This window comes from Pseudarthrobacter sp. fls2-241-R2A-168 (genome assembly GCF_030209335.1).
GTDB lineage: Bacteria > Actinomycetota > Actinomycetes > Actinomycetales > Micrococcaceae > Arthrobacter.
Genome location: NZ_JARVSG010000005.1, coordinates 34,949 through 48,820 on the forward strand (window position 1 = coordinate 34,949; position 13,872 = coordinate 48,820).

At 65.9% G+C, this 13,872-nt stretch carries 12 protein-coding genes; 6 read left to right on the top strand and 6 right to left on the bottom strand.

Annotated features, from left to right (window positions below):
• Positions 1–98 precede the first annotated feature (98 nt).
• Together QRN11_RS04360 and QRN11_RS04365 are read right to left on the bottom strand one after the other, a co-directional pair.
• On the bottom strand, positions 99–1,994 hold the full coding sequence (locus tag QRN11_RS04360; RefSeq protein ID WP_285250020.1) for an amylosucrase: 1,896 nt from the start codon (positions 1,992–1,994) through the stop codon (positions 99–101).
• 70 nt (positions 1,995–2,064) lie between these two features.
• Positions 2,065–2,652 (bottom strand): TetR/AcrR family transcriptional regulator, encoded by a 588-nt coding sequence (locus tag QRN11_RS04365; protein WP_285250021.1) that lies wholly within the window; start codon positions 2,650–2,652, stop codon positions 2,065–2,067.
• Between the two features lie 181 nt (positions 2,653–2,833).
• Between QRN11_RS04365 and QRN11_RS04370 the strand changes: the two genes are divergently transcribed.
• The 3 genes from QRN11_RS04370 (at position 2,834) to QRN11_RS04380 (ending at position 6,142) form a co-directional block, all read left to right on the top strand.
• Positions 2,834–3,178: a cupin domain-containing protein gene (locus tag QRN11_RS04370; RefSeq protein WP_285250022.1), complete on the top strand. Its 345-nt coding sequence runs from the start codon at positions 2,834–2,836 to the stop codon at positions 3,176–3,178.
• 13 nt (positions 3,179–3,191) lie between these two features.
• Positions 3,192–4,511 carry a flavin monoamine oxidase family protein gene (locus tag QRN11_RS04375; RefSeq protein ID WP_285250023.1) on the top strand — a complete coding sequence of 440 codons (1,320 nt, stop codon included), beginning with the start codon at positions 3,192–3,194 and terminating at the stop codon, positions 4,509–4,511.
• Positions 4,512–4,666: 155 nt separating this feature from the next.
• The gene (locus QRN11_RS04380; RefSeq protein ID WP_285250024.1) at positions 4,667–6,142 is read left to right on the top strand and encodes an APC family permease; all 1,476 of its coding nucleotides are present in this window, start codon (positions 4,667–4,669) and stop codon (positions 6,140–6,142) included.
• On the opposite strand, the gene QRN11_RS04385 is transcribed toward QRN11_RS04380, so the two are convergent.
• On the bottom strand, positions 6,139–6,846 hold the full coding sequence (locus QRN11_RS04385) for an AmiS/UreI family transporter (protein ID WP_502935008.1): 708 nt from the start codon (positions 6,844–6,846) through the stop codon (positions 6,139–6,141). The two genes, QRN11_RS04380 and QRN11_RS04385, sit on opposite strands and share 4 nt — an antisense overlap.
• 161 nt (positions 6,847–7,007) lie before the next feature.
• On the opposite strand from QRN11_RS04385, the gene gdhA reads away from it, so the two are divergent.
• On the top strand, positions 7,008–8,345 hold the full coding sequence (gene gdhA, locus QRN11_RS04390; protein WP_285250025.1) for an NADP-specific glutamate dehydrogenase: 1,338 nt from the start codon (positions 7,008–7,010) through the stop codon (positions 8,343–8,345).
• Between the two features lie 114 nt (positions 8,346–8,459).
• On the opposite strand, the gene QRN11_RS04395 is transcribed toward gdhA, so the two are convergent.
• The 3 genes from QRN11_RS04395 to QRN11_RS04405 form a co-directional block, all read right to left on the bottom strand.
• Positions 8,460–9,416 carry an AraC-like ligand-binding domain-containing protein gene (locus QRN11_RS04395; RefSeq protein ID WP_285250026.1) on the bottom strand — a complete coding sequence of 319 codons (957 nt, stop codon included), beginning with the start codon at positions 9,414–9,416 and terminating at the stop codon, positions 8,460–8,462.
• Positions 9,417–9,553: 137 nt separating this feature from the next.
• Positions 9,554–10,684, bottom strand: a complete 1,131-nt coding sequence (locus QRN11_RS04400; RefSeq protein ID WP_285250027.1) for an alanine racemase — start codon at positions 10,682–10,684, stop codon at positions 9,554–9,556.
• Positions 10,681–11,283 carry a TetR/AcrR family transcriptional regulator gene (locus QRN11_RS04405; RefSeq protein ID WP_285250028.1) on the bottom strand — a complete coding sequence of 201 codons (603 nt, stop codon included), beginning with the start codon at positions 11,281–11,283 and terminating at the stop codon, positions 10,681–10,683. Before QRN11_RS04405 ends, QRN11_RS04400 begins: the two co-directional genes overlap by 4 nt.
• Before the next feature lie 125 nt (positions 11,284–11,408).
• Between QRN11_RS04405 and QRN11_RS04410 the strand changes: the two genes are divergently transcribed.
• Complete coding sequence (locus tag QRN11_RS04410; RefSeq protein ID WP_285250029.1) at positions 11,409–13,367, top strand: primary-amine oxidase; 1,959 nt, start codon at positions 11,409–11,411, stop codon at positions 13,365–13,367.
• Positions 13,351–13,869 carry a hypothetical protein gene (locus tag QRN11_RS04415; protein WP_502935009.1) on the top strand — a complete coding sequence of 173 codons (519 nt, stop codon included), beginning with the start codon at positions 13,351–13,353 and terminating at the stop codon, positions 13,867–13,869. Before QRN11_RS04410 ends, QRN11_RS04415 begins: the two co-directional genes overlap by 17 nt.
• Positions 13,870–13,872: the final 3 nt, after the last annotated feature.

Consider the following 13,872-nt stretch of genomic DNA (forward strand, 5'->3'; position numbering starts at 1 on the left):
TCCGTATGGTTTCACGCCCCGCCCCCGCCCGCCCAACTGGGTCGCGCTAAGTGTCGTTTTGGGCGGTCATAACGGCACTTAGCGCTACTTAGTTGGGATTAGACGGGGGTGACACGCAGCCAGAGGTACTGGCGGGGAAGGAGCGTGACTCCTTCGTCCAGCTGGAGGCCGGCTTCGGAGAGAAGGTCGACGGCGGCGCTTGCGTATCCGGAGAAGGTTTCGGCGGGCAGGGACTGCGGCTGGTCGCTGAAGTTGGCCAGGGCGAGGATCCAGGATTGCCACCCGGGGCGTTGATAGGCCAGGACGCTGCGGTTGTTCGTGGCGAAGTCGATGAGCCGGGTGCCTGCGAGTTCAGGGGTGGCCGCCCGGACCTCGATCATCCGCTTCAGGCCGGCAAAAACCGCGCCTTCGGGAGTGGACGGATCCCGGCGGCGGGCGTACTGCTCGGCCGGGTAATGCGGCCGGTGGACCCACCGGCTGTCCGCCTCGTGCCCCGGCTCGGAGGCGTAGCCGTAGTCGTTCACCTGACCCACCTCATCGCCCAGGTACAGCAGCGGAATGCCGCCGGTGCTGAAAGCAACCGAGTGGGCCAGGAGGATCCGCTCCACCGCCTCAGCCGGGTCGACCTCCATCCCGCACAGGGACGCCGTCGTGCCTGAAATCCTGCAGTCCCCGGTCTTCGGGTTGTCCTGGAAGGGCACGCCGCGCGCGAAGCTGCCCGGGAAACGGTCGACGTAGAAGGAGTTCAGGAACCGGCGGTGGTCGAAGCCGTTGATGCCCAGTTCGGCGGCGTCCTCATCGGCGAAGGTCCAGCCGATGTCGTCGTGGCTGCGGACGTAGTTCACCCAGGAGGTTCCGTCCGGGATGTTGTGCCGGCGCTCCAGTGCCTGGGCCAGCAGCGAGGCGTCACGGGTGGCCAGGGATTCCCAGATCAGGGCCATCTGCAGCGGGTTGTAGGAAATCTGGCATTCGGCGGGGTCGATGTAGAGGGCCACCTCGTCCGGGTGCACGATGGCCTCGGACTTGAACAGCAGCGACGGCGCCGCCAGCCGGCATACGGCGTTGAAGGCCTGCAACAGGGTGTGGGCTTCGGGAAGGTTTTCACAGGGGGTGCCGAGCTGTTTCCAGATGAAGGCCACCGCGTCCATGCGCAGGATGTCCACGCCCTGGTTGGCAAGGAACAGCATCTCGCCGGCCATGGCGCGGAAAACGTCAGGGTTGGAGTAGTTCAGGTCCCACTGGTAGGTGTGGAACGTGGCCCAGACCCAGCGGCCGTCCTCCATCCGGATAAAAGAACCGGGGTGGTTCTCCGGGAAGATCTCCCGCACGTTCTGTTCGAAGGCGTCCGGCATGGTGCGGTCCGGGAAGATCCAGTAGTAGTCGCTGAACCCGGGATCGCCGGCGGCAGCGCGCCTGGCCCACTCGTGCTCGTCCGAGGTGTGGTTGAAGATGAAGTCCACCACGAGGCTGATCCCGTTGGCCTTGAGTTCTGCGGCCAGATCGCGGAGCTGCCCCATGGTGCCCAGTTTCGGGTTGACCTGGCGGTAGCTGGAGACGGCGTAGCCGCCGTCGGAGTGGGGTTCGGGCGCCAGGAACAGCGGCATGAGGTGCAGGTAGGTGAGGCCGAGTTCCTTGAAGTACGGGATGCGGCTCCGGACTCCTTCGAGGTTTTCCGCGTACCGGTCAACGTAGCAAACGCCGCCCAGCATGGTGTTGGCCTGGAACCAGCCGGGGTTAGCCTCCCGCTCGCCATCGATGGCCTTCAGCTCCGCCGGGCGGTCCTGCCACGAGCGCGCGCATTGCAGGACCAGTGCAGTGAGCTGGTCCAGCCAGTCCCCACGGGAACCGTACAGCGAATGGAACAGCCGGAGGAGGTCCGGGAAGTGCCGGTGGAACCGCTGCTCGAAGTCAGTTCCTGCGCTGACGTCCGCCCGGGCAATGGCCTCGACGACGTGCTGCCGCGCCGTCTCATCCACACTGGCGAGTTCCTGCATAAAGGGGGCCCCTTCCGGCCGGCGTATCCGGCGATCTCCGGTCTAGGGCAGTATGCCACGGAGGTGTGGTTCAGGTGGCGGCGCCGGTCCGGAGCAGCAGGACTTGGTGCACTTCTTCCAGGGAAGCTGCGATTTCCTCGCGATCCACCCCCGCCAGGTACTGGAGAACCAGGCCGTCCAGTGAAGCAAACAGGGTCCGCGCAACCACCTGCACGTTGTGGGTCAACCCGGAGGCCCGGAGACCATCGGCCAGGGCTTCGATGTAATTGTCGTATAGGGCGGACACCGATGCAGCGAGCTCGGGGCGGCGCCGGGCCTCAAGGATCATTTCGTACTGGAAAACCTGCAACTCCGGCTCGGACAGCAATAAGTCCAGCAGCGCTTCTGTAAAGGGCTGTCCCAGGTCGGCGGCCTCGCGGAGCCTGGACGAACTGATCGACTGCTCCGCAGCCCAATCGAGGGCTGCTGCGATCAGCGCATCCCGGGATCCGAAGTGGTGTGCCACCAGGGTGTTGTTGACGCCTGCGGCTTCTGCTACGGAGCGATAGGTAAGGCCGCGCAGGCCCTTTGCGGCCACCACGCCCACTGCGGCACGGAGCAGGGCCTCCTTGCCGGTCCCGTATTTCGACGAGGCCGCAGCTGCGGCAGTGGTCTTCATACGCCCGAGTCTAGCCAGTGCGGGCAATCGCCATAATTGCACCATTGACTTAAACTAAGCAACTGCTTAGATTTGTATCCACCGGTGACTCAGCTCACTGGACGCCTGTGCCAGCTCTGGCTCCCTATCCCAAAACTCACCGTTTCCGGTCCCGTCCGGCACCACTCGCTTGGAGAAAACCATGTCAGAATCTCTGAAGTTCACCACCTCCTCGGTCCTCGATCCGGCCCAAAACGAGCCCTTCGAACTCGGCCAGGTCCAGTGGGTCCGCAGGTTCGGGGAGGGGGAACGGCCGGCTCTTGCCTGTGGATACTGGCACGTCCACCCTGACGAGGCACCGGAACCATTCGACCTCCTGATCCATGCCGACGAGACCATCTCGATTATTGACGGACACCTTCGCATCGAAGTGGAGGGCGGAGACACCTACGATCTGACCTCCGGCGGGGCGGCTTCCTTCAACAAGGGGGCCCGAACCAGGTGGTCGGTCCTGGCGCCCACCGTCGAGTTCTTTGTGTACTCCTAGGTTGGAAACCGCAATGGCGCAGAACCCGGATACCGAGCTGTACGACGTCGTGGTGGTCGGGGCAGGCTTCGCAGGTTTGACCGCGGCCCGCGAGCTCAGCAGGCGTGGCTTGTCCGTCCAGATTGTCGAAGCCCGGCGCCGGATCGGCGGGCGGACCTGGCTTGATCACCGGCTGGGCCGGGACCTGGAAATCGGCGGCACGTGGGTGCATTGGACGCAGCCCTACGTGTGGGCCGAGTTGAAGCGTTACGGTCTGGACACCACGCCCAGCCCCGACCCGGAACGTGCCTACTGGTGGGCGGCGGGCGCACGCCACGAGGGCGCACCGGATGAGTTGCTTGCGCTGATAGGGCAGACGAACGGCGACTTCGTCAAGGAGTCACGCACCTACTTTCCCGAACCCTTCAAACCGTTGGCCCGCGAGGATTTCAAAGCCATTGACGAGGTATCTGTCCTGGCGCGGATCCGTGAGCAGTTCCCGGCCGGAGCCGCACGCGACGTCCTGGAATCGTTCTGGACCCTGAACTTCAACGGTCCGCTGGAGAACGCTGCCCTGACCCAGGCCCTCCGCTGGGTGGCACTGACCCACGGCGACTGGGCGCTCAACTTCGAAGCCTGTGCCACGTATAAGATCCGGGGTGGAACAGCCGCCCTGGCAGCCGCAATACTGGCCGACTCCAAGGCCACCGTGGAATACGGGTTCACGGTGGAAACTGTTTCGGACAACAGCGGTTCCGTGGACATCCGCAGTGTGGACGGGCGTACCGTCAGCGCGAGGACTGCGATCGTCACGGTTCCGCTGCACGCACTGAAGGCCCTGGCTTTTGAGCCTCCCCTGCCAGCCGCAAAAACTGACGGCATCCGCCTGGGCCAAGTGGCCAAAGGCGCCAAGGTCTGGCTCAGGCTCCGGGGTGAACGCGCACCGTTCGTTGCGTTGGGTGGAGCGGACTGGCCACTGAACTTTTTCCAGGCGGAATACACCCAGGGCGGGGACACCATAGCCGTGGGATTCGGCCCTGACGCCGCAAAGATCGACGTCGAAGACCGCGCTGCCGTCCAGGCCCAGCTGGCTCGGCTGGTTCCCGGCGCCGAGGTGCTGGAAGTGGCGAGCCACAACTGGGTGGACGATCCGCTGTCCGGGGAAACCTGGCCCATGCACCGCACAGGCTTCCTATCCACCTTCCTGCAGGCAATGCAGGCACCGCACGGGAAGGTTCACTTTGCCGGCTCGGACATAGCCAACGGCTGGGGCGGCTTCATCGATGGCGCCATTGAGAGCGGCATGGAAGCCGCCAATGATGCAGCCGCCTTGCTGGCGGCCCGGCACCCCTGACGCGCACTCCGGAAGACCGTGTTGCGCTCAGCTACAACAACTGATCGCTGCACGACAAACCAGCCGGGCCCGCCAAGTGCCATGCTGAATCCAATGGTGCAGGACGGACGAATCCGCACCCTCCCCCAACGCTCATGACCGTTAAGAAGGATCCAATGAGTATTTCGAATTCCGAGTCCCGGACTGCCGATACAAAGCCCGCCAAGGAGCACTCCACGTCCCTCCGCGCCGGCAGCATCGGCGTGATGGGAATCCTGTTTTTTGTCCTCTCCGCCCAGGCGCCCCTCACCGGAATAGCCGGCGCTTCCCCCTTGGCTGCCGCGCTTGGCAATGGTGCCGGCGCCCCTGGCGCCTACTTGATCGTCGGCGTCGTGATTGTCATTTTCGCCGTGGGATTCGTGGCCATGAGCCGCAGGATCCAGGCCAACGGCGCCTTTTATGCCTACGTGACGGCGGCCTTCGGCAGGAAGGCAGGAGCGGGCGCGGCCTGGCTCGCGCTGCTGGCCTACAGTACAGTGCAGGCGGCGATGTACGGCCTGTACGGGGCCGCATTTTCCGGGCTGCTGGCTTCCGTCGGCGTCAGCGTCCCCTGGTGGCTGCTGGCCCTGGCCACAATGGCAGGAGTTCAGGTACTGGGCTCACTCAACATCGAACTCGGCGCCAGGGTCCTGGCCCTGCTGGTGGGCTTCGAGGTGGCCATCCTGCTGATGTTCGGCCTTACAGTGCTGCTCAGCGGCGGCGGGCCCGAAGGGATCAGCATCCCGGCGTCCTTCTCCCCGGAGGCCATCGCCGCCGGCGCCCCCGGCGTAGCCATTATGTTCGCCGTGGCCTCCATGTTCGGCTTCGAATCCACCGCCATCTATTCGGCAGAAGCCAAGGACGCCCACCGCACAGTCGCGCGGGCCACCTACCTGTCCGTGGGCGTGATCGCCGTCTTCTTCTCCTTTATTTCCTGGATGCTGGTGAGCTATTACGGCCCGAGCCAGGTCATGGACGCCGCCGGCGCGGCCCTCGAATCAGGCGACTCCACCAGCTTTGTGCTCAACCCCATGGTGGAACTCTTCGGTCCGTGGGCGGGCGTCACCACCGGCATCCTGCTGGTGACGTCCCTGCTGGCCGGCATCATCGCCTTCCACAACGGCATTAACCGGTACCTTCACTCCCTGGCACTTCAAGGCTCCATGCCCGCCGTCCTGGCCAGGACCAACCGCCACCGCGCCCCGGCTGTGGCCGCACGGATCCAGACGGGCACCGCCGTCGTGCTGGTGGTTCCGTTTGCGCTGCTGGCGCTGGATCCCGTGCTCACCCTGTTCTCCTGGTTCAGCGGGCTCGCGGTTGCCGCACTCCTGGTGCTGTACATCCTCTGCTCGGTGGCCGTGGTGGGATTCTTCCGGCGCGAGCGCGTGGAAGGCCAGCTCTGGCAGACCCGCGTGGCGCCGGCCCTGGCCACGCTGCTGCTGGCGTGGGTGCTGTCCCTGGTGGTCAGCAACTTCACCGCACTGATCGGCGGCAGTGCTGAAACGGCCACGGCCCTGCTGGTGGCTGTCCCGGTGATGTTCGCCGCCGGTGTCCTGGTGGAATTACGGATTGAACGGCGGAAGCGGCCCAGCAGTGTGGGGAATGCCGGCTAACGCGCTGCGTCCTTTTCGGCAGCGAGGCGTTGGCTAAAGGCCCGGTCTGGTGCAGCTGCACCCGACCGGGCCTTTCCGTGTGCGTCCGGGGTCCGGCGCGCCAGGACGCCGGCGGCGGCGAACAGCCCGGCAAGCAAGACTGCTGCTGCGGCAGCAACCATCGGGCTGCGCGGCCACAGCCCGGCCAGCCCCAGGAAAGCCGGGACGGTGGCGCTCACCTGGCTGGTGAGGACCAGTGCCCAGCCGGTGAACGGCTCCACCCGGGACAGGCCCAGGGCCATCGAGGCAAAAAACAAACCCCACAGCAAAGACCAGGCCAGCCAGAGAACGGCCAGCAGGGGATCGTCGGCAAACCACGCCGCTTCCAGCAGAAGCCCAACGAAGGACACCATGCCGCAGAACCAGCCCAGCCCCTTCGACCCGAGCCCCAGCAGAAAATCCAGGCCCACATAGACGTACGTCAGGCCGAACAGGAACATGCCGGCGGCCGTCAGCGCTGCGCCCGCAGAGCTGCCCGGAGACAGGACGACGACGCCGAGCACCAGTTGGACGATGCCCACCGCCAGGCTCAGGGCGGCTGCGTCGCGCCGGGGTACGTGCCCCAGCATGGCCAGGCCGTTGATCAGCAACGCTGCGCCGGAGAGGAGGAGGCATACGTACGGCATCAGGACGCCCCGCTGCCTGGCGAGCCATCCGAAAAGCATTTCATAGAGTGGAATATCGCTGTCACAATACGGAGATTAGCGGAAGCTGCGATGCCCGCCTAACAGTCCGCAGTCGTAATCGGATAAGTTGAAACGTAAACCTTTGGGACAGCGCCGCCCTGCGTGTGCCTGCCCTCGTTCGGCCACGTAAGGAAAAGTTCATGCATGCTCGGCTGGAGGCCATCAGGGATACAGTCCTGGCCAGAAACCCCGGTGAAGCGGAATTCCACCAAGCCATCACCGAGGTCTTCGAAAGCCTCGGTCCGGTCCACGACCGCCACCCCGAGTTCCTCGAAGCAGCCATTCTGGAGCGGCTCTGCGAACCTGAGCGGCAGATCATTTTCCGCGTCCCCTGGACGGACGATCAGGGCCGGGTGCAGATCAACCGCGGCTTCCGCGTGGAATTCAATTCAGCGCTGGGTCCCTACAAGGGCGGACTGCGGTTCCACCCCTCAGTGAACCTGGGCATCGTCAAATTCCTCGGGTTTGAGCAGATCTTCAAAAACGCGCTGACCGGCATGCCCATCGGCGGCGGCAAGGGCGGCTCCGACTTCGACCCCCGCGGCCGCAGCGACGCCGAGGTCATGCGGTTCTGTCAGTCCTTCATGACCGAGCTTTACCGCCACATCGGCGAGTACACCGATGTCCCGGCCGGCGACATCGGCGTGGGCGGGCGCGAAATCGGCTACCTCTTCGGCCAGTACAAGCGCATCACCAACCGCTACGAATCCGGCGTCCTCACCGGCAAGGGCATCTCCTGGGGCGGGTCCCTGGTGCGGCCGGAAGCCACTGGTTTCGGGACCGTCATCTTCACCAACGAAATGCTCAAAACCCGCGGACTCTGCTTCGACGGGCAGCGCGTGGTGGTCTCCGGTTCCGGCAACGTGGCCATCAATGCCATCGCGAAAGCCCAGGCATTGGGCGCCACTGTGGTTGCCTGCTCAGACTCCAGCGGCTACATCATCGACGAGGCCGGGATCGACGTTCCGCTGCTGCGCCAGATCAAGGAAGTGGAGCGCGCCCGGCTCAAGGAGTACGGCGTCCGCAAGCCGGGCGCCACCTACGTGGACGGCGGCTCGGTGTGGGATGCCGGCGCCACTGTGGCGCTGCCGTGCGCAACGCAGAACGAGCTCGACGGCGATGCTGCCGCGGCCCTGGTGCGCGGCGGCCTGCTCGCCGTGGGTGAGGGCGCCAACATGCCGAGCACACCCGACGCCGTCGCGGTCTTCCAGCAGGCAGGGGTCCTGTTCGCGCCCGGCAAGGCAGCCAACGCCGGTGGAGTTGCCACCTCCGCACTGGAGATGCAGCAGAACGCCAGCCGCGATTCCTGGTCCTTCGAGCACACCGAGCAGCGCCTGACGGACATCATGGTGGGAATCCATGACCTGTGCGCTGCCACCGCCGAAGAATACGGTGCCCCCGGGGACTATGTCCTGGGCGCGAACATCGGCGGGTTCGTCAAGGTCGCCGACGCCATGCTGGCACAAGGGCTGATCTAGGCTTCCAATCCGGCGCCAGCCCGCCGTCGTACGCCCCTGCCACTGTAACGCGGGGTCACTTACGGCCCCTCGCGGCCGGAAAATTGGGCCATAAGTGACCCCGCGTTGGCCGGATCAGGTCTGCCGGCGCCAGTCAGTGGGGGACAGGCCGAAGGCGTCGCGGAAGGTGCGGCTGAAGTGGGCAGCGTCCAGGAAGCCCCAGCGGGCAGCGACTGTGCTGACAGACTTCCCGGCATGCAGCGGATCGCGCAGGTCGCGGCGCGCGCCGTCCAGACGCTGGCTCCGGATCCAGCTGGCCACCGTGGTGCCGGACTCGTGGAAGACGTTGTGCAGGTGCCTGGTGGAGATGAAGTGGGCAGCGGCAATGCTGGCCGGGGACAGCAGCGGGTCGGAAAGGTTGGCCTCGATGTACTCACGTATGGCGGCGGCCAGCAGCGCCTGCGGCTTCATCCGGTCCGGAGCGATGTCCATCTCCGCGTGCAGCATGGTGGACACCAGATCCAGGGCGTTGGCGGCCAGCCGTGAGCCGCTGGGGCCGCCCAGGACGTCAAGGTTTTCGGAGAGCTGGCGGATGAACTGTCCCACGATCCCGCTCAGTCCGGTACCGCCTGCCATCCTGACGGCGGCGAGCTGGCCGACGTAATCCGTGGGCAACGTGAGGGCATCGCAGGGAAACATCACAACCATCATCCGGGCCTGCTCCTCGAACGCCAGGGTGTAGGGGCGGTTGGTGTCGTAGATGGCCAGATCGCCCGGCTCGAGGAGTGCCTCGCGGTTGTCCTGGATCAGCAGGCCGGTGCCCTCGAGCTGGAGGTTCAGCTTGAAGTAGCGCTCGCCGGCCTGGGCAATGAGCGCCGGAGTGCGGTGGACCTCGTGGGATGTGGCCGTCACTTCCACGATGGACATCCGGTCCAGCACGCGCGAGCGCAGCTGTCCGCGGAAGCCGTCCACGTCTGCCGTGCGTGCCGTGAGCGGCACAAAGGATTCGGCCACAAGATGCTTCCAGTCATCAAAAGTCCGGGCAACACTGGTGGTGACGTCCTGGCTGGTGGGTGCGGTAGCGGTGAGCATGGATGTTCCTGTCGACGGGCGGCCATCTGGCGTTCCCCAAGAACTGTGTCCTGGAACACAGTCCTATGAGGTTAGCCCCCGCTGCCATCTTTTTTCAACACTTGGCGAAAAAAGAATTCCTGCGCTCAATGATCTGGCTACTTGTTCTTCCCCCGGGTGGCCACGGCCCAGCGGCCGACGAGCTCGCCCTGGCTGACCACCGCCACGTCGTCCACGAGGTTCATCGCGAGACAGACGTGGTTGGGGATGACCCGAAGCTTTGTGCCAATGGACGGGGGAGGCCCGGGATCGTGCCATTCCACCGTGGCATGGTGCTCGGACAGGGCCGTGATCCTTGCGTCGGGGTGGTCCATCAGCCGGCCGAAGCCGCTGGCCCACGACGGCCTGTCACTGCCCAGGATCTTGCTGCCGGCGTCGAGGATAAACCGCGGCGGGGTGCCGGGAGCTGTGCTGTGGTGGCTTACCACCGTTGCCGCAACCGTCAAGGCGATGTCTTCAAGCGCGCAGCGGCCCAGTTCCAGTTGTTGGGCGTCACCGAACACGTAGACGCCGGGCCGCACTTCGGTGGCGGACGAGCCCTCGGTGAGGAGCGCCGTCGGGGTGGATCCTCCGCTTCGCACGGCTGTCTCAAAGCCTGCCGCGCTCAGTGTTTCCACTGCCTGGCGCAGGGCCTCCTGCTCCTGGGCTGCCGCCTCAACCGGCATCCCCGGCGCGTAGCTGTGGCCCGGAAAGGTGAAGACCCCTGCAACGTTGAGTCCGGCGTCGGACGCCGCCCACGCAACGGCCGCGGCGGCTTCCGGCTGGACGCCGCTGCGGTGGTGGCCGCTGTCGATCTCCACCAGCACACTGATCTCCCCGGCTGCTTCGCCGAGGCCTGCCCCCAGTGCGGCCGCGCCGGCTTCGGAGTCCACGCCCGCCGAAATTTTCGCTGTTGCGGCCAGCCAACGGAGCCGCTCCGCTTTCTGCGGTGAAAGCCAGAGGGGGTAGGCGATGAAGAGGTCCCGCACTCCGGACGCGGCGAACACTTCGGCCTCACCGATGGTGGCCACGGTCAGCCCTGCTGCGCCGGCGGCGAGCTGCCGTGCCGCAATCTCCGGGATCTTGTGGGTCTTGGCATGCGGGCGCAGGGCGAACCCTTTCGCCTTCACGGCCTGTGCCATCCGCTCGATGTTCCGGTCCAGGACGTCAACGTCCACCAGGATCTCGGGCGTATCGACGGCGGCCGGAATCATCGCGGGGGCACTCTCGGCATTCACTGCTGCGTTCATCCGGCCGACGGCTGGGTCAGCAGGGCAAGGTAGCCCTCAAGCTGGCGGTCGTGGCCGAAGTCCGTGCGTCCCGCCGGAGCAAGGGCGGCTTCAATCTGCGCGCCGAGCAGCATGTTCAGGAGCTGGCCCGCCAAAGCGGTGTCGTCGACGGCGGTACTGACGTCGCCGGCGTCCCGCGCCTCCCTGAGGTGGCGCCGGATGGCGGTGAGCCACTCGTCCATGGACTGCTGATGGATCACGGCCTTTTGGGGATCGTTGACGGCTTTCTGCCAGAAGGGGATCACGATCCGTGCCTCGTTGATGCGCTCCTCATCGAGCGGCAAGACTTCGAGGCAAAAGGCCCGCAGCGCTGCCAGGCCGGTTTGATCCGCAGTGACCTCGGCAATCCTCTGGTTGGTCCGGTTGAAGACATGGCTGAAGGCGAACTCCAGCAACGTGTCCTTGGTGGGGAAGTACGGCTTTAGGGCGCCGTTGGCGAAGCCCGCCTCCATGGCAATCTCGCGCATCGTGGCACCCTCAAGTCCGTTCCGGGCGATGATCCGCCAGGTGGCGTCCACCAGCTCCAGGCGCCGCTCGTCATGGTCAACAATCTTTGGCACCGCAGCTGCTCCCTGAAAAATATTCTTGCCCAAACCCTTGTGAGCCATCTTACGTAGAGCTTATTCTCTACAACTATAGAAAATAAACCGGCCGACCCCCAAGCGGTCCGATCAAAGGCTCACCCATGACGCTCGCACCAGTTGAAACAACCCCGGCATTTGGCCTCACCACGGCCCCGGAGATCCTCGAGGTCCGGTCCATCCTGCAGCAGGAGGGCCTGCTCGGGCCGCAGCACCGGATTGCCTACCTGGGCCTCCTGGACCCGGCCCGGCCAGGCGCGCCCGCAGCCGGGGGCAACCAGGCCCAGGACCGGCGCTTCCGGATCTTCATCCACGACGTCTCAGGGGCTGCGCCAACCGACGCCATCGTTTCCCTCACGCACCAAAGGGTGGAATCCGCCGTCGTGCTGGATACCGCCGTAACCGGCGAACTTCCCGTCCTCGAGGAGGAGTTCGAGGTGGTGGAAGCACTGCTGGCCACCGACCAGCGCTGGCTGGACGCCCTTGCTGCCCGCAACCTGCAAGTCAGCAACGTCCGCGTGGCCCCGCTGTCCGCCGGCGTGTTCGAGTATGCCGAGGAGAAGGGGCGCCGGATCCTGCGTGGGCTCGCTTTTGTGCAGGACTTCCCGGAGGACAGTGCGTGGGCGCACCCCGTGGACGGGCTGGTGGCCTACGTGGATGTGGTGAACAGGGAAGTCACCCAGGTCATCGACCTCGGCGTGATGCCCGTCCCGGCCGAGCACGGCAACTACACCGATCCGGAACTGACCGGGCCGCTCCGCACCACCCAGAAGCCCATCAGCATCACCCAGCCCGAAGGACCCAGCTTCGCCGTCACCGGCGGCAATCACGTCGAGTGGGAAAAGTGGAGCGTGGACGTCGGGTTCGACGTCCGCGAAGGCGTGGTCCTGCACAACCTCGGCTTCCGGGATGGCGACCGGGTGCGGCCGATCATCAACCGCGCGTCGATCGCCGAGATGGTGGTGCCCTACGGCGATCCGTCGCCCATCCGGTCCTGGCAGAACTACTTCGACACCGGCGAATACCTGGTGGGCCAGTACGCCAACTCCCTGGAACTCGGCTGCGACTGCCTGGGCGACATCACCTACCTCAGCCCCGTCATCTCGGACGCCTTCGGCAATCCGCGCGAGATCCGCAACGGCATCTGCATGCACGAGGAGGACTGGGGCATCCTGTCCAAGCACTCGGACCTCTGGACCGGCATCAACTACACCCGCCGCAACCGCCGCCTGGTGATCTCCTTCTTTACCACCATCGGCAACTACGACTACGGTTTCTACTGGTACCTGTACCTGGACGGCACCATCGAGTTTGAAGCCAAGGCCACCGGCGTCGTCTTCACCTCGGCGTTTCCCGAGGGCGGTTCGGACAACATCTCCCAGCTCGCCCCGGGCCTCGGCGCGCCGTTCCACCAGCACCTGTTCAGTGCGCGGCTGGACATGGCCGTCGACGGGTTGACCAACCGGGTGGAAGAGGAGGACGTGGTCCGCCAGGCGATGGGCGAAGGCAACGAGCGCGGCAACGCGTTCTCCCGCAGGCGGACCGTGCTGGCGCGCGAATCCGAAGCGGTGCGGGAAGCTGACGCCCGTGCCGGCCGGACCTGGATCATCTCGAACCCTGAATCCCGGAACCGGCTGGGCGAGCCCGTGGGCTACAAACTGCACTCGCACAACCAGCCCACCCTGCTGGCGGACCCGGGATCCTCCATCGCTAAGCGGGCAGCCTTCGCCACCAAGGACTTGTGGGTGACCCGCTACGCCGAGGACGAGCGCTACCCCACCGGCGACTTCGTCAACCAGCACTCCGGCGGGGCAGGCCTGCCCGCGTATGTGGCACAGGACCGGGAACTCGACGGGCAGGACCTCGTGGTGTGGCACACCTTCGGGCTGACCCACTTCCCGCGGGTGGAGGACTGGCCCATCATGCCCGTGGACACCGTGGGCTTCAAGCTCCGCCCCGAGGGGTTCTTCGACCGCAGTCCGGTGCTGGACGTGCCGGCAAACCCGAACCAGCAGGCCGCGTCCTGCCACAGCGAGGGAACCACCGGTGCGTCCTGCCACTAGCCTCGCGGCAGGTGCGGCGTCAGGACCCGGCGCTGCAGGACCCGGGAAGCGTACGACGGCGGCGGGACGCGTCCGTGCCGGCGGTCCCCTCGCGCATCCCCGGCTGGTCGCCGTGGTCACGGCTGTGTCTTGCGTTGCGCACCTCTGGGTGGCAGCCGCCGGCTACCACGGTGCCTGGCTCGGCATTCTGATGGTGGCGCTGGCGGCCGTCTGCGTACCCTGCAGCGTTCACATCTGGCGGCACAGCCGGGTGGGCGCACTGCATCAGGTGACTCTTTCGGCCCTGCTGATGGCCGGCCTGCATGCGGCGCTGCTGCTCGGCTCGGGAGGTGCGGGGCACGCCCACGGCGGCAGGCCGGCGTCGTCCGCTGTCCAGGCGACCGGGAACATCCAGCTGCTGCTGGTCATCGGACTGGAGCTGGCCACGGCCCTGCTCGCCGCGACCCTGGTGGCACGGCTGCGCCAGGAGAACCGCACCACAATGGCGCGTCCCGGCGCATAGTCG